The sequence below is a fragment of the Chitinophaga parva genome (genome assembly GCF_003071345.1).
GTDB lineage: Bacteria > Bacteroidota > Bacteroidia > Chitinophagales > Chitinophagaceae > Chitinophaga > Chitinophaga parva.
Map to the genome: position 1 here is coordinate 1,406,859 of NZ_QCYK01000002.1, position 20,970 is coordinate 1,427,828.

The following is a 20,970-nucleotide window of genomic DNA, read 5'->3' on the forward strand; positions in this document are numbered from 1 at the left end:
GCAGTAAGGCTGGCGCCGGGCGCCATTTTGCTGGTACACCCTTTGTATTGGGTACTGCATGCAACATGAAAAGCGTTCTTACCAGCCCATAGAAAACTATGGTATCATTGGCAACCTGCAAACGGTGGCCCTGGTGTCACTGCGCGGGTCCATTGATTTTATGTGCTGCCCGCGTTTTGATTCTCCTACCGTATTTGCCACCCTGCTGGACGCCAAAAAGGGTGGCTATTTTTCTATAGAGCCGGTGATGAAAGAATACAAAAGCAAGCAACTGTACATTCCCGGTACGGCAGTATTGCTGACCCGCTTTTTTGCAGACGCCGGCATCGCGGAGATCTCTGATTATATGCCTTTGACGGACCATTACGAAGATCATTGCGGGTGCATTATCCGTAAAATAAAAACCATCCGGGGCAATATCACCTACCGCATGCACTGTGCGCCCCGGTTTGATTATGCGCGTACCCCGCATGAAGCGCAGCAGCAGGGGCCCTCCATCGCATTTACCGCAGGTGCCGCTCATTTACCCAAACTTAGATTGCTGGCAGAAGTGCCGTTGGAAATACGCGGTGCGGATGGTTACGCAGAATTTACCGTAAGCGAAAATGATTCCGTGCACATTGTATTGGAATCTTTTACCGGCGATATACAGGAACAGCCGGATATTAAAAATTACGTACAGCACACTTATATAGACACCATAGACACCTGGCGCAAGTGGTGCCGGCAGATCACCTACGATGGCCGCTATACAGAGCTGGTACAGCGTTCTGCCATTACCCTGAAATTACTAAGCTCCGGCCAGTACGGCTCTGTTATTGCGGCGGCTACCTTTGGCCTGCCGGAGACCATGGGCGGGCACCGCAACTGGGACTACCGCTACGCCTGGATAAGGGATGCTGCCTTTACCATGTATGCCTTCTTACGGCTAGGCCTATACGAAGAAGCCCATCACTTTTTAGAATGGGTGTTCAATCTGTGTAAGGAGCGTAAGCTGCAACTTATTTACCGCATTGATGGCAATACGGAGCTGGATGAAAAAGAACTGCCCCACCTGGATGGTTACCAGGGCTCCCGGCCGGTACGCATTGGCAATGCGGCCAAAGACCAGTTGCAGGTGGATATTTACGGTGAACTGATCGACACCATTTACATCTACAATAAATCCTATAAACCTATTAGCTACGAGTTTTGGACCATGATCTGCACCCTGGTGGAATGCGTAACAGAACAGTGGGACTGCAAAGACCATGGCATCTGGGAAATACGCAGTGACAAGCTGCCGTTCCTGCACAGCCGGTTAATGTGCTGGGTGGCTATGGACAGGGCTATCAAGATCGCGGAGCACCGCGTATTCCCTTACCCCGAGCAGGAATGGAAATCCCTGCGGGATGCCATCTACAACGATATTTACCACAACTTCTGGAACGGGAAGGTGCAAGCCTGGGTGCAGTCCAAAGGCAGTGACCTGCTGGATGCCAGTGTGCTGCTCATGCCGCTCACGCATTTTATTGCACCAATGGAACCGCGGTGGACAAAGACCATGGAAGCCCTGGACAAAAAGCTGCGACTGGATGTACTGCTGTACCGCTACCAGGGATCGGATAGGCGTATTGATGGGCTGGAAGGAGAGGAGGGCACTTTTAATATGTGCTCCTTCTGGTATATTGAAGCCCTGGCTAAGAGTGGGCAGGTCAGCAAGGCAGTAGAGAATTTTGAGAAGATGCTGGGATATGCCAATCACCTGGGATTGTTCAGCGAGGAACTGGGACACACCGGTGAACACCTGGGCAATTTCCCGCAGGCCTTTACGCACCTGGCATTGATCAGTGCCGCGCTGGAACTGGATAAACAACTGAAGCGGCTCCGGTAGGAATACCCGTTGGGGTGGATTGCTTCCTTCCCCGGAATTTTTTTTTACTATATTTACCCGCATGGGCTTTTCCCACCTATGTGCAATTGTCAAGTGATATTTCAAATACCGACCAGGAGCTCATTGCTCAGATAGTGAAAGGCGATGAAAGTGCCTTTGGAGATCTGTTCCAGCGTTATTGGGAGCGTCTTTACCTCTCCGCGAACCGCCGGCTGGCTGATGCCGAGCTGGCAAAAGAAGTGGTGCACGATATATTCCTGGACATTTGGCGCCGCCGGGAGTCGCTTTCCATTACACATGTGCCTGCTTATCTCGCCAAGGCATTACATTACCGGATCATTAATAAACTGGTAGTTAAAAAGGACACTTTCTTTTTTGATATACTGGAAAATCCCGGTACGTCAGCCTACACAGCCGACAAGGAACTCCTGGAAAAAGATTTTACCGCCCTGCTTTCTTCCTGGCTGGATGTACTGCCGGAGCGCAGGCGGGAGATCTTTGTCCGCTATTACTTTCAGCATCTTTCAACCCGTGAAATTGCGGCGCAGCTTGATATTTCCAATAAGACCGTGCAGAACCAACTGAGCATGGCGGTGCAATTCCTGCGCGCCCATTTCGGGCATCTCCTGCCTGTTTTACTCCTGGTACAGGAAATTACAAGGCGTCCTTAAATTTTTTTTCAAAAATCCCGGTGAAGGCCGGGAAGATCCTCTTTTTTACCTGACTATATATCTAAACAGCGCTTTTGCATGTACCCTTCTGAACAAGATAAGGAGTTCTTTTTCCAGGTCCTGGAACGTTACGAGGCTGGCACTGCCAGCCCCCGGGAAAAGGTATTCGCAGAACGTTACCTGGAAATGCTGAACAGCCGCGGTCCTGAACTGGCATCCCTCCCGGATGCCGAAAGGCGCGCGGTGGGTGATGAGATCTATCAAAAGCTCCATCATGCTATGGAAGCTGACCGGGAAACTGTCAGCCTCCGGCCTGTATATGGGAAGCGGCGTATTTGGACCGCCGCGGCCGCCGCAGTATTGCTGGCTGGGATCGGTTATTCCCTCTACAGCGTATGGCAGCGACCCATCCATACTGTGGCGGCGCAACAGGACGTGCAGCCCGGGCATGCCGGCGCAGTGCTTACCCTGGCGGATGGCAGCCAGGTGGTACTGGATAGCCTGCATAATGGCGTAGTAGCTACCCAGGGCGGGGCGGCCGTGAACCTCCGGAATGGCCAGTTAATATATAACGTGAACGCACATACGAAACAGACGGTTTATAATACAATGTCTACCCCGAGAGGGCGCCAGTACCAGCTGGTACTGCCGGATGGTTCTAAAGTATGGTTGAACGCGGCCAGCAGCCTTACTTACCCCGTAGCATTCGATGGAACGGAGCGTAAAGTGAAGGTAAGCGGGGAAGCATATTTCGAGGTGGCTTCCCAAACGGCACCGTTCAGGGTGGAAGTGAACGATGGTACCGAGATCCAGGTTTTGGGTACGCATTTTAACGTAAATGCCTACCCGGATGAGGCCAGCATAAATGCGACGCTCTTACAGGGAGCGGTAAGAATAGTGACCCGGGGCGCATCACAGCTACTGCATCCCGGTGAGCAGGCACAGGTGCCGGCCAACGCCACATATATAAAACTGGAACAAAATGTAGACCTGCAGGCGGTAACTGCCTGGAAAGATGGCAGTTTTGCCTTTAACCACGCGGATCTTAAAACGGTGATGCGCCAGCTTGCGCGCTGGTATGATATAGAGGTGGTATTTGACGGGAATGTGCCGGAAGGCAGCTATAGTGGGGAAATAGACCGTTCGCTTACGCTGGACCAGGTGCTGAAGGGCTTGTCTAAAACACGGCTGAATTATAAAATAGAGAATGGTCGTAAGCTGGTGATACGGCCATAGATCATACAAGATAAATGTGAAGGCACAAAAAAGCCAGGTGCAAAGATTGGCGTCCTACCCCTGGCTGTTGTTTGTGTTTTTCGCAAAACAGGTGTCTAATCCGCTTTTCTCAAAACTTAAACAATGTAAATGTATGTAAAAATCGCTGCCTTTCATCCTCGCCCCGTTATTTCCTACCATCAATAGGGGTATGCAGGTCAACCAAAGTCGTTACAACAACCAAAAGATGTAGAACGCAGGGACCACTTTAGAACATAAACATTTTACCATAAAGCCGGATGCAAAGATTGGCGTCCTACGCCGGCCTATGGGGAAAGTTATGCTAAAAAAAACAGGTGTCTAAGCGCTAGTTTTCTCAAAACTTAAACAAGGCAAGTATGCAATTTAAGGGTCTTATCCTCTTGAAGTTACGTTCGTATGCACCAAAGAGGAGCTTATCAACCAAAATCGCTTTAGTGATGAAATTAACAACTGTATTACTACTGGCAATGGTGTTGCAGGTGAGTGCAAGAACAATGGCGCAAACGATCACCTACACTGGTAAAGCAGTACCCCTGCAGCAGGTGCTCTCGGTGATCCGGGAACAAACGGGGTATAAATTCTTTTACCGCAACGAAGACCTGGAAGGCGCACCGGCGGTGACGGTACAGTGGAAGGATGAGGAACTGCAGCATGCATTGCAGGCAGTACTGACAGCACGCCAGCTGGAGTTTTCAATGGAGGGTAAAACCATCTTCATAAGTAAATCAGAAGTGCAAAAGCCCGCGGCTGCGCCTGTGATTGCATCTGGCGGACAGCCTGTACGGGGCGAAGTGAGTGGCGTGGTGCACGATACAAAAGGGCGCCCGATTCCCGGTGTGACAGTGATCGTAAAAGGTGGCCGCGTGGTCACCGCCACTGACGACCATGGCTTTTTTATGCTTCGCAACCTGTCCGCTGGCGATACATTATTTTTTAGCAGTGTGAGTTATGAGCCGGTGAGTTTGCCTGTAAGGCTGAGTGGCCTTATGTCCGTAGTGCTGCATGAGAAGATCACAACCCTGTCTTCGGTAACTGTCACTTTTAGCACGGGCTACCAGACGCTGAGCAAGGAAAGGGCTACCGGTTCCTTTGGTAAGCCGGACATGCAGGCGTTCCACAACCGGGTAGGTACCAATGATATCATAGGTCGCCTGGAAGGGCAGGTGGCAGGGCTTTCTATCGGGCAGCCTGGTGATATTTCATCCAATTACAATGGTGATGGAATTTCTACACGCAAGAGTCTTGTTCGCGGTGCTACCACGGCTAATGCTAGCATTGGCACGGATCCGCTATATGTGGTGAATGGCGTATTGGTTCATAATTTTGCATCTGTAAATCCAGATGATATCCAGGATATCACGGTACTGAAAGATGCTGCCGCCGCTGCTATCTGGGGCGCCCGTGCAGCTAACGGTGTGATAGTAATCGTTACTAAATCCGGCCATGGAAACCAGCCGCTTAGTATCAACTATACAGGCTCCCTTAACTTCCAGGGCAAACCTGATTTCAGTTATGTGCCGGTGCTAAGCAGCAAGCAATTCATTGAAACGGCGAAGGAGGTCTTCGATCCGGTGGCTTTTAGCTGGAATGATGTAAATACCGGCATAGTATGGCCACATGAGCAGATCCTCTATGACCAATACCGTGGCCTGATCAGTGCTGCACAGGCAAATGCCCGCCTTGATAGCCTGAGCAGGATCAATAACCTGGGCCAGATAAAGGATATCTGGTTCCGGAACGCAATTACCAACAATCATACAGTGTCGGTATCTGGGGGAACAGATGTTTATAACTTTTATGGATCACTAGGTTGGGTAGGTGTGCAAAGCAATACCCCCGGTAGCCGTAATAACAGCTATCGCATAAGCCTAAGCCAACATGTAAATGCCGGCAAGCGATTAAATATTACCTTAAATACAACCCTGATCAATAGCGTGTCGAGCGGCGATAATGAGATCGGTGTGAGTAATAATTTTATTCCTTACCAATTATTCAGGGATGCACACGGCAATAGTATCAACATGCCTTACATGACCGGCTATGGTGATTCTTTGCGCCAGGACTATTCCGCCAGGAGCCTTATAAACCTGGATTATGATCCTGTGAAAGAACGGGGGTATGGTAGCAGTAATAATAATATCCTGAACGTTAATGTTACGGCTAACGCAGAGTTAAAGATCTGGAAAGGCCTGAGCTTCATCGGTACTTATGGTTACGTGACAGGGCCCGGTACTTCGGAAAATTATTCAGACGCCAAAATGTTGCAACAGCGTAAACAACTCCTGTCATTTACCAGGGCGCCCTATATCGGTGCTACACCGGAATACCTGCTTCCTACGGATGGCGGCACGTACACGGTGACTAACTATGATCAGCGTAACTGGACGGTGCGTAATCAGCTAGCTTATAATGCTGCTCCCAGGCACGGTAAAGACCAGGTAAGCCTGCAAGCCGGTACAGAAGCGGCACAGGATGTCTCTTATAGCAACACAAACACGCTGTATGGATACAAACGGGCGTTGGGTACTTATGCGGTGCTCGATAATAAAACATTGAGCCAGGGTGTATTTGGCACAGTGACTGGTTATGGCTATTTCAATGGGCAGACATATCTGGTTGCAAAGCCTGTGTCCCGTTATAATTCCTGGTTCGCTTTGGGAAGTTATACTTTTGATAACAAATACAACCTGGATTTAAGCTGGCGCCGGGATCACAGCAATCTCTTTGGTAGCGACGTTTCCGCGCAGAACAAACCTATTTATAGTCTTGGAGGCAAATGGCAGTTGGTCCGTGAGCAATTTATGAAGAATATCCACTGGCTCAATGACCTGGCATTGCGTGCTACGTATGGGATAACTGGCAATTCACCCTACCTAGGCGCTGCTTCGGTGGAAGACATCCTGCAGGCAAATCCTGCCGCATACTCCGGTGGCGTGGCGGGTGATGCGCTGAATATACTTAATGCCGCGAACCGCAAGGTGTCCTGGGAAAGTACGCATACCCTCAACCTGGGCGTGGATTTCGGTGTGTTGAACCGGAGGATAACCGGTTCCATCGAGGTGTATAACAAGAAAACAACAGATCTGTTAACACCTTTACCTACCAACCAATTGAATGGATTTTCCAGTTCGGTTGGTAACCTCGGAGAATTACGTAACAAGGGCATTGAGTTGACGATCCACTCCGAAAACCTGCGTATCGGGGATTTCATCTGGAGCACGAACTTTAATTTCAGCCATAACGTGAATAAGCTTGTAAGCCTGGGCAACGGAGTGATCGAGGATTATATGAATACACCCAGTTACCTCATGAGCGCGCTTTATGTTGTCGGACTGCCATTGCAGCCTTTGTATGCATACCGTTTCGCGGGTTTGGATAACATGGGAGATCCCCAGATAAAACTGGGAGATGGCAAGACCATTACCAAGGACCCGTACATCGCCACAAAGAATGACCTGGTGTTTAAAGGCACCACGGTGCCGCCTTATTACGGTGGCCTTAGCAATACTTTCCGGTATAAAGGATTAAGCCTTGCCGTAAATATGATATACAACCTGGGATATGTTATGCGAGAGGATGTGAACCAGTTCTATTCCGGGAGATTGGGCGGTAATGCCGCTACTTTCGGGGGCAATATTGCACCTTCTTTCCTCAACCGCTGGAAGCAGCCTGGTGATGAGAAGAAAACGAATATCCCTTCCTTTGTTGCGGATTATAGCAGCTATTCCCGCCGGAATGTTGATTACTATATGAAAGGCGATCTGAACGTTGTGAGCGCATCCTATATGAAGATCCGGGACCTCACCCTGGGTTACGATCTGTCACCTTCCGTGTTGCGCATGCTGAAAGTGAAACGGGTGAACGTTTATGGCCAGGTGACCAATTTTATGGTATGGAAAGCAAACCATTATGGCATAGATCCCGAATACATGTCGCTGAATGGTGGTTACAGGGACCTGCCGCCTTTCAAACATAGTTATAGCGTAGGTCTGAATGTTACACTTTAATTCACTTTAAACTAAGAAGGATTATGAGAAAGATCGTTTATCCTCTTTTCTATATTACTGCTGTATTTACACTGTTCTCCTGTAAAAAGAGTTTCCTGGAAGTGATACCGCTAGGTGAGCAGGTGGCCGTAACAACCCATGATTATGACCAGCTTATGAATGATCCGGCTTTTTATATTGACCGCTATGCCGGTGGCTGGCAGGACCCGGAGCTGATGGGGGATGAAGTGGCCGTGGAGGCGCCTTTCATCAACCAGTATTCCAAATGGTCCATGCTGCTGTTCCAGTGGCAGGCGGTGATCTACAAAGATGGGGACATGCCCCCGTTTGCCCTGTCACATTTCCTGTCGGAACTATACACGCTCAATAAGATCATTAATGAAGTAATGAACTCCCAGGATGGTACGGATGCTGACAAGGCAAGGATCCTGGCAGAAGCGAAGGCCACCCGCGCCTGGACCTACTTCCAGTTGGTGAACTATTACGCAAAACCCTATGCAGCAGCTACTGCCGGCACCGATCCGGGTTTTCCCATCATCACCAAAGCAGATGTGAACGGCGGGCCTTATGCCCGCGGTACAGTACAGGAAACCTATGATTTTATCATTAAGGATTTTACAGATGCCATCACCAGCCTGCCGGTAAAAGCTGTAATACAAACCCGCATGTCCAAACCGGCGGCGGAAGGATTACTGGGCAAGGTGTACCTGTTCATGGGCCGCAATGCAGATGCATTGCAAATGTTCAATGCCGCCTTCACGGACCTGGCGGCCAACAGCAGCGTAAGGTTATATGACTACAACCAGGAGTTTGCTGCCGGTGGTGTGTTTCAGCCTATTGATCCTACCTATGGTCCGCAGGGACCGGGTAAGAATTACAATGATCTAACTGAAGCGGTAGTATCCAAGATATTCCCGAATACGTCATACAACGGTAATGGCCTTTGTAATGATGGCCTGGTGTTGACGCCTGCTACACAGGCATTGTTTCGTGCAGGTGACCTGCGCCTTTTGCTCTATACCAATAAGAACCCTGATGGCTCGCCAAACGCGGGAGGGCGCCTGCGAAAGTACGGTGTGCAATACTCCCGCTATGGCCTGCAGCTTTCAGAACTATACCTGCTGCGCGCAGAGGCAGAAGCAAGGGCCAATGATCTTGCTGGTGCCAAAACAGACCTGGAAGTACTGCGCAGCCACCGCATGCCTGCTGCTGATGCGACCGTGCCCGCCGCCACCGCCGGTAATCAAAACGCGCTGATCAAATTTGTGATAGACGAGCGCATCCGCGAATTCGCACTGGAGGGCTACCGCTGGTTTGATATGCGCCGCCTGTCTGTAGACCCGCTGTTTGCCGGCATGGTGTTTACACACGTTCAATATAACGCCGATGGTACCACGACGGAATATCATATGGATCAGCCCAACCGGCTCACGCTGCGGCTACCGCCTAATATCATCAATGGCAACACGGGAATGGAGAACAATCCCTGATGCATTAAACACCGATATACTTTCAATATGAATACGATTGTAAAACTGGAACGGCTGTCGCACAAATACGCGACAGCCTGGGCTATCCGTGACATAAATTTAGAGATTGCAGACACGGGGATCGTAGGGCTGCTGGGATCTAACGGGGCTGGAAAATCCACCACCATGAATATCCTCTGTGGCGCGCTGAACCAAACAGAAGGCAATGTTTTTATTAACGGCATCAACATGCGGGAGCACCCGGACCGGGCCAAGCGCGAGATCGGGTTCCTGCCACAAAACCCGCCGCTGTATATGGATCTCACCGTGGATGAGTACCTGCAATATTGTGCGTCGCTGCGGCTGATGCCCAAAAATGAGGTCAGGCCTGCCCTTGCAGAGGCAAAGGAGAAGTGTGGCATCGCACACTTCAGCAACCGCCTTATCCGCAACCTCTCCGGCGGTTACCGCCAGCGTGTGGGGATAGCCCAGGCTATTATTCATAAGCCCAGGCTTGTTGTGCTGGACGAACCTACCAACGGCCTGGACCCTAACCAGATCATCGAAGTACGGGCATTGATCAAGGAGATCGCTACGGACCGTGCGGTGATCTTTTCATCCCACATCCTTTCTGAGGTTCAGCTGCTCTGTAAAGAGATCAAAATGATCGAAGGAGGCCGTATCGTATTCTCCGATACCATGGATGCATTCAATAATTACGTGGCACCTCACAGTTTGTTAATGCATATGGAAAATCCGCCGGCTGAAGCGGAACTGTTGCAGGTAAACGGGGTGACGAAAGTGGACTTCCTTACGGCCCGCCAGGCACGCGTGTATTTCACCGGTGACCAGGATATCGCCGAAAAGCTGATCGCAGCCAGCATTGCAAAAGGCTGGCGCCTCCGCGAGATCTCGATCGATAAGACCGCCCTGGATGAGATCTTCAAACAATTGTCCACTCAAAAATTTGCGTAAGCCTGACATGAAAACAGTATTTAAAATTGCAAAAACAGAACTACTCAATTTATTTTATTCTCCCATTGCTTGGTTCCTGATGATCGTGTTCCTGATGCAGTGCAACCTGTCTTATATAGAAGTGCTGGGTAATAATGCCCGTACACAGGAGATCGGGGGCATAGGGCTCCGGTATATGTTTGAACTCACGTCAAGGATATTCGGCGGGCGGTATGGCGTATTCCCGAACGTAATGCAAAAATTGTATCTCTACATCCCCTTGCTCACAATGGGGTTGATCAGCCGGGAAATGAACAGTGGTACCATCAAGTTGTTATATTCTTCCCCCGTAAAGATATGGCAGATCGTATTTGGTAAATATCTGAGCATGCTGGTTTATAGCCTGTTGATGATCTGTATGCTCGGTATATTGATCCTGGCTGGCAGTATGAACATCCGGCATGCGGATGTGGGAATGCTGCTCGCCGCCGCATTTGGCTTTTACCTGTTGTTATGTGCCTACGCGGCCATCGGGATTTTCATGTCCAGTCTTACCACTTACCAGGTAGTAGCCGCGGTAGCTACCTTCGTGATGATCGGGTTCCTTAGTTACGTAGGCCAGCTATGGCAGGGCGTTGATTTTGTGCGGGACCTTACTTATTTCTTGTCGATGTCGGGCCGTACCCAGAACATGCTGGGAGGGCTGATCTCTTCAAAGGATGTGCTTTATTTCGTGATCATCGTCTATATCTTCCTTGGTCTTACCATCCTGAAACTCAGGTCTGGCATGGAGTCCAAGCCGTGGACCGTGAAGGCGGCGCGTTACATTGCCGTAGTACTGTCTGGTGTGATGATCGGTTATGTGACAGGGCGCCCTTCCCTGGCATTTTACTATGATGCTACTGCAAATAAAACGCGTACCATCTCTGAAGCCAGCCAGAAGATATTGAAAACGTTGGGTAAAGAGAAGGTGGAGGTCACAACATATAACAACCTGTTGGGAAATTATTATTACCTGGGGCTGCCGGAACAACGGAATGTGTTGCTGAGCCTGTGGGAACCCTACCTGCGCTTCAAGCCGGATATTGACTTTAAGTTCGTAAACTATTATGACACCTCTTACGACAATGCCCGGATGATGTTTGCTTCCTATAAAGGCAAGGGGGTGAAAGACATTGCCGCGCAGATCGCGAAAAGTTCAGACCTCAACCTGGCGGATTTTAAGACCCCGCAGGAGATCCACATAATAGTAGATCTGCGCCCGGAGCTTAACCGGTTTGTGATGCAGGTGAAATACAGGGGCCGGAGCACGTTCCTGCGCATCTTTGACGACCAGTTTGTCTTTCCCGCAGAACCGGAAGTAGGTGCGGCGCTGAAACGCCTCCTGCAGGATAAGATGCCCAGGGCGCTTTTCCTGACCGGTGAGCTGGAGCGTAATGTAAATAAAACAGGGGACCGGGATCTTATTACACAGGCAAGGGCCACTACCTTCCGCTATGCACTAATCAACCAGGGCTTTGATATCGATACACTGGATGCCAATGTTTCCGGCATTCCGCAGGATATCTCCGCGCTTGTAATTGCGGATCCCAGGGTAGCGTTCTCCGCAACGGTGCTGGATAAAATTAAGCACTACATTGATGCGGGTGGTAACCTGATAGTGCTGGCGGAAACAGGGAAGCAGGCGGTCATTAACCCGTTGTTACAGCATATTGGTGTACAACTGATGGATGGCACGCTGGTACAGCCCAGCGACGATCAGTCGCCGGATCTCGTCCTGGCGGGCATTACACCCCTGGCGGCCAAATTCACTGCGGCAATAGGCCGTCAGTATGACGATACGATCCCGGTATCCATGCCTTCTGCCGCACCGTTATGGTACACGGCCGACAGTGGTTTTACGGTAGAACCGCTGCTGGTTACCAATGCAAAGAACAGTTGGTTAAAGAAGGGAAAACTGGTGGCTGATTCCGGCGCGGTTAAATTTTCGCCGGCAGAAGGCGATGTACAGCAATCCTTTGCTACCGCATTAGGCCTGTCGCGCAAGGTGAATGGTAAGGAGCAACGCATCGTGGTGGTAGGCGATGCTGACGTGATGAGTAACGGAGAATTGAGCCGTAGCAATATCCAGACAGCGAATTTTCAGTTTAATACGGCCCTTTTCAGTTGGCTGAGCAACGGTGAATTTCCTATAGAGGCCACCCGGCCTGATTCGCAAGACAGGCGTGTTAACATCAGTACGGAAGGAGTGGCGCGATTGAAGATCCTGTTAGTATGGATCTTGCCTGCCCTTGTACTGCTGGCCGGCGCCATCCTGCTGATCCGCAGAAGGAGGAAATGACCTGTCCTGTGCCAGCTGTAACTTTTATGATCTACCAGATAAAATTTATCCATGCTTTTTACAACCGATAAGCAGACGCTTGACGACTTGAATATTTTCGGCAAGCATGGTGGCGGTGGCGTTTACAACCTGTTCAACCGGACGGTGACGAAAGGAGGGGCGGCGGTACTGGAAGAGATGTTCCGGTACCCGCTTGGCAACCAGGATGAAATTAACCGGCGCAGTGGAAAGCTGTCGTTCTTTTCCAGCGCGGGGTTACAGCTCCCGTTCACCGGGCCACAGCTCGATGCTATTGAATCTTACCTGGCCAATACGGATGAACGGACGAGGCTTAGTGCAGAAGGCTCCGGCATGGCGCGAAGGTTTGGTAACCTCGTAGCCATGGATGGCGATACTGCCATGCTCTATAAAGGCATACAGGCGCTCGTGGAATTGTTGCAGGCAATACATCATTTTATGACATCGCTTGCACTGCCACATGCGCATCCGTACCTGGCAGACCGTAATGCGATAATGCGCCTGCTGGAAGAACCTGATCTTACCACGGTATTGACACATGCCGTCAAACATAAATTGCCGCACAATGTGCTGGCTGGTTACGATGGATTGTTCCGCTTCCGCCATGGCGGAACGATCCAGCGTTTACTGAACCATTGTTATGAACTGGATGTATATATGTCCGTGGCAGCGGTGGCGCGCGAACGTGGGTTCACGTTTGCGGAGGCCTTGCCCGGGACGCAGCACCGGATCCGGATTACGGGTGTCTATCATCCCCTGGTAAAGCATGCCGTGCCTAACGATATAGCGATCATGCCGGCGGGCAACATATTATTTCTTACCGGGGCGAATATGGCTGGTAAGAGCACATTTATGAAATCGCTCAGTATTGCGTTGTTCCTCGCACATATGGGATTCCCGGTGCCGGCTGCGCAAATGGAATTCTCTGCACTGGACGGTCTTTATACAACGATCAACCTGCCGGATAACCTGGGGATGGGCGCCAGTCATTTTTATGCGGAAGTGCTCCGGGTAAAGAAAATTGCTGCTGAACTGGGGCAAGACAGGAACCTGTTTATTGTATTCGACGAATTGTTCCGCGGCACCAATGTAAAGGACGCTTACGAGGCTACTATTGCCATTGTAAAAGCATTTGCAAGAAGACGGAATAGTTTTTTTGTTATTTCCACGCATATCATAGAAGCAGGTGCGGTGCTCAGGGAAGTTTGTGACAACGTGCGTTTTGTTTACCTGCCCACGCATATGAACGGAACGCAGCCTGTATATACATATAAACTGGTGGAAGGCATCACGGACGACCGTCATGGCATGGTCATTATCAATAACGAAGGTATTCTGGATATGCTGAGATCCCGGTTACCTAAAACATAGTGTATGGACTTTATAGCCGATAAACAGACGCTGGAGGATCTGAACCTCGTAGGGAAATTCAGGCCGCAGTCTATTTATAATCTTTTCAATAAAGTGCAGACAACTGAGGGGGAGAAATTGTTGGAGGCCATGTTTGCAAGGCCGCTTACAGATGCAGCGGTCATTAATGAACGTAGCCGCACGTTTCAGTTTTTCCAGCGCAAGGCATTCCGCTTCCCGCTGGATCCCGCGCTGTTTCATGCCGCGGTGCAGTACCTGTCCATGGGCACACACCACAGCTTTCCGGCGGTGTGGGCAGACCTGGCACGTAAAAAAGTAGTTGCCGGTTTACTGAGGAACGAACAATGGCAGCAACTGCAGGAAGGCGCTGCGGCGGTCATCCGCATGCTGCAGGTGCTTAAGAAATTTATGGCAACACTGGATGTGCCGGATACGGAACCGTACTTTAAAACCTTTATGGCATTCAATGCGCTGCTGGCGGACAGGCGGCTGGAGCCGGTTTGGACGGCGGCAACGGACCGTGCTTTTTCCGTATGGGCGCTATCCCGTTATGATCACCTGTTGCGGCATACATTGCGGGAAGAGATGGAGCAGTTAGTGGCACAGGTGGGAAGGCTGGATGTGTACATTGCAGTGAGTGGAGTGGCGGCAGCAAAGGGCTTTCACTATGCGCATGCTTTGCCTGCGGCGGCACAGGTGTTTTTTACCACCGGTTTGCGCCACCCCGCGCTGGACAAGGGCGTGGCCAATGCGCTTACGCTTTCAGCATCTTCCAACCTGTTGTTCCTCACCGGTGCTAACATGGCCGGTAAAAGTACGCTGATGAAGTCCTTTGGCATCGCAGTGTACCTGGGGCACATGGGCTTCCCGGTGGCAGCGGAGCAAATGGAGTTTTCCGTCAGGGACGGCCTTTATTCTTCCATCAATGTACCGGATAACCTGAGCCTTGGGTACAGTCATTTTTACGCGGAGGTATTGCGCGTAAAAACGGTGGCGCAGGCGGTGAGTGAAGGTAAAAACCTGGTGGTGATCTTTGATGAATTATTCAAAGGGACTAACGTAAAAGACGCGCATGATGCTACACTGGCCGTCACGGCGGCTTTTACGGCCTATCGTAATTGCTGCTTTATTATCTCCACCCACATCATAGAGGTGGGAGAGCCGCTGAAACAGCAGGTCACCGGTGTGCAGTTTGCATTCCTGCCCACGGTGATGGAAGGCCCGTTGCCGCGTTATACTTACCGGCTAACGGGAGGTATTACCAATGACCGGCATGGTATGATGATCATCCATAACGAAGGGATACTTGAAATGATATAGGGCAGATCTCCCTGCTGTTGCCCGCGGGAAAGAAAATACCATCCGTAAAGATTTTTTATTAAATTTACCCGGATGGGTGTCTTCCCATGCCCTTCCAGCATTGTCCAGTGAATATCAACATACCGACCAGGAACTACTCAACCAAATAGCTTTGGGCTCAGAAGATGCCTTTGCAAAGCTATTTCAGCGCTATTGGCGAAAACTGTATATGACGGCCAGCCGCAAGCTGGCGGATGCGGAACAGGCCAGTGAAGTGATACACGATGTATTCCTCGAGATCTGGCGCCGCCGGGAAACCCTCTATATAGACAACGTGCCGGCTTATCTTGGCAAGTCCCTGCACAACCGTATCCTGAATGAACTGGCGCGTAAAAAGGACACTTTTTTATTTAATGTACTGGAGCATGCAGGTGCCTCCCTCTATGCCGCAGACCAGGGAGTGCTGGAAAAAGACCTCATTGCCCTGATCTCCACCTGGATAGAAGCGCTTCCCGAAAAGCGCCGGAAGATCTTTGTCCGCTATTATTTCCAACACCTTACTACCAGCGAGATCGCCAGTCAGCTGGATATTTCCGAGAAAACCGTCCGGAACCAGCTCAGTATCTCCGTGCAGTTCCTGCGCGTCCGTTTTGGCCACTTGCTACCGGTGCTCCTGCTCCTGGAAGTGCTGAACGGCAAGGGATAAAAAAAAATTTAAAAAAAGAACGGGAAGGTCGGGACGATCTTCCCGTTTTTGTGTCTAGGTACTTAAACGCACTGCTATATGCAACCTGCAGAAAAGGATAAAGAGTTATTATCCCAGCTCCTGGAACGTTATGCCGCCGGTACCGCCAGCCCGGAGGAACAGGCGTTTGCAGAGAGCTACCTTACTATACTGGACTACCGCCAGTCGGCGGCGGCAGACCAGAATGAAGCACAACAGGATGCAGCAGGAGAACGTATTTATAACAGGCTGCAGGAAAGCATCCGCGGGGAAGCTGCCGCTCCGGTAGCATCGCCCCCGGTGCACCGCGTACATTTCCTGCGCCGCTATTGGTGGGCCGCGGCGGCAGGGTTGCTGCTGCTGGCAGTAGGCGGCTATGAGCTGTTGCAATACCCGTCCGCACCCGGTTTGGCAAAACAAACCGCACAAAGCATTCCCCCCGGCCGGAACGGTGCCGTGCTCACCCTGGCCAATGGGGCCCAGGTAACCCTGGACAGCCTGCAGAACGGGTTTGTGGCTACACAGCCCGGGGCGCAGGTAAGCCTCCAAAATGGACAGCTGCAATACAATCATATACAGGATGCCAACGCTACGGTTGTGTATAATACCATGACCACCCCGCGGGGGCGCCAGTACCAGGTGATATTGCCGGATGGTACACGTGTGTGGCTGAATGCCGCCAGCAGCCTTACTTACCCAACGGTATTCACCGGCGGGGAACGCAAAGTACGGATCACCGGGGAGGCTTATTTTGAAGTGGCGGGCAATGCAGCACAACCTTTTATCGTCAGTATTAATGACGAAGCAGGTGTGGAAGTATTGGGCACCAGTTTCAACGTGAATGCTTATAAAGATGGCGGGAGCATAGACGCTACGCTGGTGGAAGGCCTGATCCGGGTTTCCAAAGGAAGCGATAAAAAGATCGTAAAGCCTGGTCAGCAGGCGCAGATCTCCGGCGAGATCAGCCTCCTGAAAAATGCTGACATGGAAAAGGCGCTCGCCTGGCGCAACGGGATCTTCAATTTTGAAGACGTGGGGTTGCGGGAAATGATGATGCAGATAGAGCGCTGGTATGATATCCAGGTGGTTTACGCGCCCAATGTGCCGGAGGTGAAATTCTTTGGTAAAGTACCGCGTAAGGCAGACCTGGAAACGGTACTGGGGGCTTTGAAAGGCTTTGGACTGCATTATGAAATGCTGCCCGGCAGGAAATTAATGGTAATGCCTTAAGGATAAAAAAAGGAAATATAATCACAACAGGAAGAAGATCTTGATTTCAACCAATAACAGGTAAGCAGTTTTAGTATCAACCAAGTCTATTAGTCAACCAAAAAAGTATGCTTTTTTACATCTAACCGTCTGGGGGCCCAGCGATGGAACGGCCCTCTCTATGCACGATGGGCAGCAAAAAAAAACCGGAACACGTTTGCGGCGTGATCCGGTGAAGTCTGGCTTATCAAAAGGTGATTTCTTACATGACATTTTAACAACCAAACACTGCAATTTATGCAAAAAACTGCTAATTGTAGCCACCATCCCTATGCCTGTCCACCACCAGGCATGTTCCGGCTACGGGCCCAAATGCTGAAAATTATGAGAATAACCACCATCTTAATGTTGGTCTTTTGTATGCACCTCTCCGCCGCCAGCTATTCACAAACCATTTCTTTATCGGCGAAGGACATGCCATTAAAAGAAGTGTTCAAGGCCATAGAACACCAGACGGGCTACCTCGTGTGGGGGAAGGTGGACTTCCTGGAACACTCGCACCCGGTCACCATCACCGCGAGGAATATGGACCTGAACCGGTTCCTCTCCGTGATCATGAAGGACCAGCCATTTACCTACAAAGTAAAGGATAACACGATCATCCTGTCGGAGGTGCCTGGTGTGGTAACGCCGGCGCCGGCCACAGTCATGAGCCCCACCGTGCAAGACCCGACGATCGATGTGAGCGGGTTTGTGATGAATGCACAGACCAACCAGGCCGTGGCAGGCGCCACGATCTCCTTTAAAGCCGGGGACCGCGGCTATGTGACCAGGAGCGACGGGACGTTCGTGTTCCCGCATGCGCCGGTACATGCAACGATCACGATCTCCTGCATTGGCTACGCCACCTTCAACATGCCGGTGGAAAGGCTGGTAGACCTGCCCCGCGGGGGCACGGTGGTTGTGGATAACACCCTGATACGCCGGCTGGAGAATGGCGTGTTCGTGATCTCCCTCAAACCCGTTACCACCGCGCTCACCGAAGTGGTGATCAACAACGGGATCTTTAAACGTAATAAGGAAAGTTTTACCGGCGCGGTATCCACCTTCACAGGCGATGAGCTGAAGACCATCGGCAACCGTAATGTGCTGGCCAGCCTCGCTACACTGGATCCTTCCCTCATCAAAGTGGATAACAACCTGCAGGGCTCCAATCCCAATAAATTACCTACGCTGGAAATACGCGGCAAGACAACGCTTACCAACGCGAACCTGAACAGCCAGTTCAACGCGGATCCCAACCAGCCCCTGTTCATCCTGGATGGTTTTGAAACCACGCTGCAGGCTATTTACGACCTGGATATGAATCGTGTGGCCTCTATCACCATCCTGAAGGACGCGGCGTCTACCGCGCTGTATGGGGCCAAGGCATCAAACGGGGTGGTAGTGGTGGAAACCAAGCGTCCCATACCGGGCAGGCTGCAAGGCAGCTATGTGGCAGACCTCAGCCTGGACCTTCCGGACCTGAGCAGTTATAACCTCATGAACGCAGCAGAAAAACTGCAATGGGAAAAGCTGACTGCTGGTACGCCATCCACCTCCAGCGGCACCAATTACTGGCTCACGGAAGAGCGCAATGCAGCCCGCCAGGCAGATGTGGCGCGCGGTGTGAATACGTACTGGCTGAAAGTGCCGGTGCAAACGGGTATCACCAATAAACATTCCCTCCAGCTCAATGGCGGCAACAACGAATTTACCTTCAACGCAGGGGGCCTTTACAGCAACCAGGAAGGCGTGATGAAGGGCTCCGGCCGCAAGAACTGGGCTGGCAATATGACCGTTACTTACCGCAAGGGCCGGTTGAATGTAACTGACCAGGTGCTGGTGTCCGGCAATACGGCCACAGAATCGCCCTACGGTTCCTTTGCCAGCTATGCCGCTGTGAACCCGTATTATCGTAAAACGGATTCCACCGGTGTGATCAACCGCCAGCTGGACCCGGTATATGACACCGCCCAGATCAATCCCCTGTACAACGCCATGTTGTACAGCATTAACCAGGCAAAGACATTCTCCTTCGCCAATAACATACGCGGCATTTACACCCTCTCCAAATCGTTCCGGCTGGAAGGCGCGCTGCAACTCAGCAAGGGCAATGCCACCGGCGTTGTGTTCATCCCGCCGGATAACACCCAGTTTGACGGGGTGGATGCGCGCCAGAAGGGAAGCTATACGTACAGTCATTCCGAAAGCCGTTCCTACACCGGCAATTTAACCGTGGCCTATGGCACCGTGATCGGTAAAAGCCAGGTCACTGCCATTGCCCGTGGACAGGTGCAGAGTACTACCAATGAAGGTGTGTCTTTCTCCGTGGTAGGCTTCCCTTACGGTACCAATGGTAACCCGGTGTTTGCATATGGCTTCACGCCTTACAGTGTGCCCGGCGCCTCGCAGGTGACCACGCGGGCCATGGATTTTACCAGCAGCGTAAACTATGCGTATGATGGCCGCTACATGTTTGACGGAGTATACACCCTCAATGGCGCCAGTGTTTTTGGCAGTAACAAAAGATACAAACCGTTCGTATCAGGAGGTTTGGGCTGGAACCTGAGCCGGGAGGCATTCTTCATGGACATGAAGTGGATGAACCTCCTGAAGCTGCGGGCTAACCTGGGTTATTCCGGTAATGAGAACCTGGGCAACTTCACCTCCGTGTCCACTTACTCTTTTGTAGGTGGGAATAACAACACGTTCGGGCAGGGATTGTCCCTTGCTTCGCTGGGCAGTCCCAACCTGGAATGGTCTAAAACATTGCAGGGTAGCTATGGGTTGGATTTTGCTTTTATGAACAACCGCATTTCCGGCCTGGTAGAGTACTACCATAAAAAGACAGATCCCCTGGCTGTGGGCGCAAACGGTACGTTGCCTTCTTCCGTGGCACTGAATGATAATTACGTGATCAACGTGGGTACACTCACCACTAAAGGATGGAATTTCAATCTCCGGTACTCGCCCATTTATAACCTTAAGGACCGCATTGTATGGACAGTATCTGTGAGCGGTGTGCAGAGCAAAAGCACATACGGCGGTTTTGGCAACCGGCTTGCCGCCCTCAATAAAGCGGAGCTGGACAGCAAGGGCCTGGAGCGGTACTACGATGGTTACAGCCCGGATGATATCTGGGCGGTGCGCTCGCTGGGCATTGATCCGGCCACCGGGCATGAGCTATACCAGAAAAAGAATGGGCAGATATCCTTCGTGTATGACCCGCAGGACATTGTGCGCGTGGGCAATACAAGACCGGAAGTGGAAGGCATCGTGTCTACCAACTTTACTTACAAGGATTTTTCACTGGGGGCTAATGCCCGTTACCGCGTGGGTGGTTATGTATTTAACAGCGCCCTGTATAATAAAGTGGAGAACATCAGTATGGTGAACGGTATGGGTACAGTGGTCCCTAACCTGGACCGCCGCGCGCTGTATGACCGCTGGCAGAAGCCGGGTGATATAGCACAGTTTACTTCCCTGACGCAATATTCGGCCAATCCCATCTCTTCCAGGTTCGTGGAGAAAGACAACCACATCATCGGGGAGTCTTTCAACCTGGGCTGGCGCTCCAGTGCGCAGTGGATCCGGAACCTGCGCCTGCAATCCCTCAGCGCTACATTTTACGTCAATGATATTTTCCGGGTTGAAAGTGTAAAAAGTGAAAGGGGGCTGGACTACCCGTTTGCACGCTCCGCTTCTTTCAGCCTGAATGTTTCATTTTAAAAAGGA

The 20,970-nt window shown here is 51.1% G+C and carries 12 protein-coding genes; all 12 read left to right on the forward strand.

Annotated elements, in window-relative coordinates:
• The first annotated feature begins 58 nt into the window (after window positions 1-58).
• The 12 genes from DCC81_RS16055 (at window position 59) to DCC81_RS16110 (ending at window position 20,964) form a co-directional block, all read left to right on the forward strand.
• Window positions 59-1,873 carry a glycoside hydrolase family 15 protein gene (locus DCC81_RS16055; RefSeq protein ID WP_108687611.1) on the forward strand — a complete coding sequence of 605 codons (1,815 nt, stop codon included), beginning with the start codon at window positions 59-61 and terminating at the stop codon, window positions 1,871-1,873.
• A gap of 80 nt (window positions 1,874-1,953) precedes the next feature.
• Complete coding sequence (locus tag DCC81_RS16060) at window positions 1,954-2,544, forward strand: RNA polymerase sigma factor (RefSeq protein ID WP_165806610.1); 591 nt, start codon at window positions 1,954-1,956, stop codon at window positions 2,542-2,544.
• Between the two features lie 78 nt (window positions 2,545-2,622).
• The gene (locus DCC81_RS16065; protein WP_108687613.1) at window positions 2,623-3,780 is read left to right on the forward strand and encodes a FecR family protein; all 1,158 of its coding nucleotides are present in this window, start codon (window positions 2,623-2,625) and stop codon (window positions 3,778-3,780) included.
• Window positions 3,781-4,238: 458 nt separating this feature from the next.
• Window positions 4,239-7,808 (forward strand): SusC/RagA family TonB-linked outer membrane protein, encoded by a 3,570-nt coding sequence (locus tag DCC81_RS16070; RefSeq protein WP_165806611.1) that lies wholly within the window; start codon window positions 4,239-4,241, stop codon window positions 7,806-7,808.
• 23 nt (window positions 7,809-7,831) lie between these two features.
• Window positions 7,832-9,298, forward strand: a complete 1,467-nt coding sequence (locus tag DCC81_RS16075; protein ID WP_108687615.1) for a RagB/SusD family nutrient uptake outer membrane protein — start codon at window positions 7,832-7,834, stop codon at window positions 9,296-9,298.
• Between the two features lie 27 nt (window positions 9,299-9,325).
• A complete protein-coding gene (locus tag DCC81_RS16080) occupies window positions 9,326-10,252 on the forward strand; it encodes an ABC transporter ATP-binding protein (RefSeq protein WP_108687616.1) in 927 nt (308 codons plus the stop codon).
• A gap of 7 nt (window positions 10,253-10,259) precedes the next feature.
• Window positions 10,260-12,572, forward strand: a complete 2,313-nt coding sequence (locus DCC81_RS16085; RefSeq protein WP_108687617.1) for a Gldg family protein — start codon at window positions 10,260-10,262, stop codon at window positions 12,570-12,572.
• A gap of 51 nt (window positions 12,573-12,623) precedes the next feature.
• Window positions 12,624-13,961, forward strand: a complete 1,338-nt coding sequence (locus DCC81_RS16090) for a MutS-related protein (RefSeq protein WP_108687618.1) — start codon at window positions 12,624-12,626, stop codon at window positions 13,959-13,961.
• 3 nt (window positions 13,962-13,964) lie between these two features.
• Window positions 13,965-15,281 (forward strand): MutS-related protein, encoded by a 1,317-nt coding sequence (locus DCC81_RS16095; RefSeq protein WP_108687619.1) that lies wholly within the window; start codon window positions 13,965-13,967, stop codon window positions 15,279-15,281.
• Window positions 15,282-15,357: 76 nt separating this feature from the next.
• Window positions 15,358-15,966 (forward strand): RNA polymerase sigma factor, encoded by a 609-nt coding sequence (locus DCC81_RS16100; protein WP_240613003.1) that lies wholly within the window; start codon window positions 15,358-15,360, stop codon window positions 15,964-15,966.
• 78 nt (window positions 15,967-16,044) lie between these two features.
• Window positions 16,045-17,214: a FecR family protein gene (locus DCC81_RS16105; protein WP_108687621.1), complete on the forward strand. Its 1,170-nt coding sequence runs from the start codon at window positions 16,045-16,047 to the stop codon at window positions 17,212-17,214.
• 363 nt (window positions 17,215-17,577) lie between these two features.
• Window positions 17,578-20,964, forward strand: coding sequence for a SusC/RagA family TonB-linked outer membrane protein (locus DCC81_RS16110; RefSeq protein WP_165806613.1), 3,387 nt, complete (start codon window positions 17,578-17,580; stop codon window positions 20,962-20,964).
• Window positions 20,965-20,970 lie beyond the last annotated feature (6 nt).

Bases quoted from the DNA above. Each gene is read 5' to 3' on its own strand.
- DCC81_RS16085 (WP_108687617.1), top strand. From the start codon at position 10,260: ATGAAAACAGTATTTAAAATTGCAAAAACAGAACTACTCAATTTATTT.
- DCC81_RS16080 (WP_108687616.1), top strand. From the start codon at position 9,326: ATGAATACGATTGTAAAACTGGAACGGCTGTCGCACAAATACGCGACA.
- DCC81_RS16105 (WP_108687621.1), top strand. From the start codon at position 16,045: ATGCAACCTGCAGAAAAGGATAAAGAGTTATTATCCCAGCTCCTGGAA.
- DCC81_RS16095 (WP_108687619.1), top strand. From the start codon at position 13,965: ATGGACTTTATAGCCGATAAACAGACGCTGGAGGATCTGAACCTCGTA.
- DCC81_RS16075 (WP_108687615.1), top strand. From the start codon at position 7,832: ATGAGAAAGATCGTTTATCCTCTTTTCTATATTACTGCTGTATTTACA.
- DCC81_RS16110 (WP_165806613.1), top strand. From the start codon at position 17,578: ATGAGAATAACCACCATCTTAATGTTGGTCTTTTGTATGCACCTCTCC.
- DCC81_RS16055 (WP_108687611.1), top strand. From the start codon at position 59: ATGCAACATGAAAAGCGTTCTTACCAGCCCATAGAAAACTATGGTATC.
- DCC81_RS16070 (WP_165806611.1), top strand. From the start codon at position 4,239: ATGAAATTAACAACTGTATTACTACTGGCAATGGTGTTGCAGGTGAGT.
- DCC81_RS16090 (WP_108687618.1), top strand. From the start codon at position 12,624: ATGCTTTTTACAACCGATAAGCAGACGCTTGACGACTTGAATATTTTC.
- DCC81_RS16065 (WP_108687613.1), top strand. From the start codon at position 2,623: ATGTACCCTTCTGAACAAGATAAGGAGTTCTTTTTCCAGGTCCTGGAA.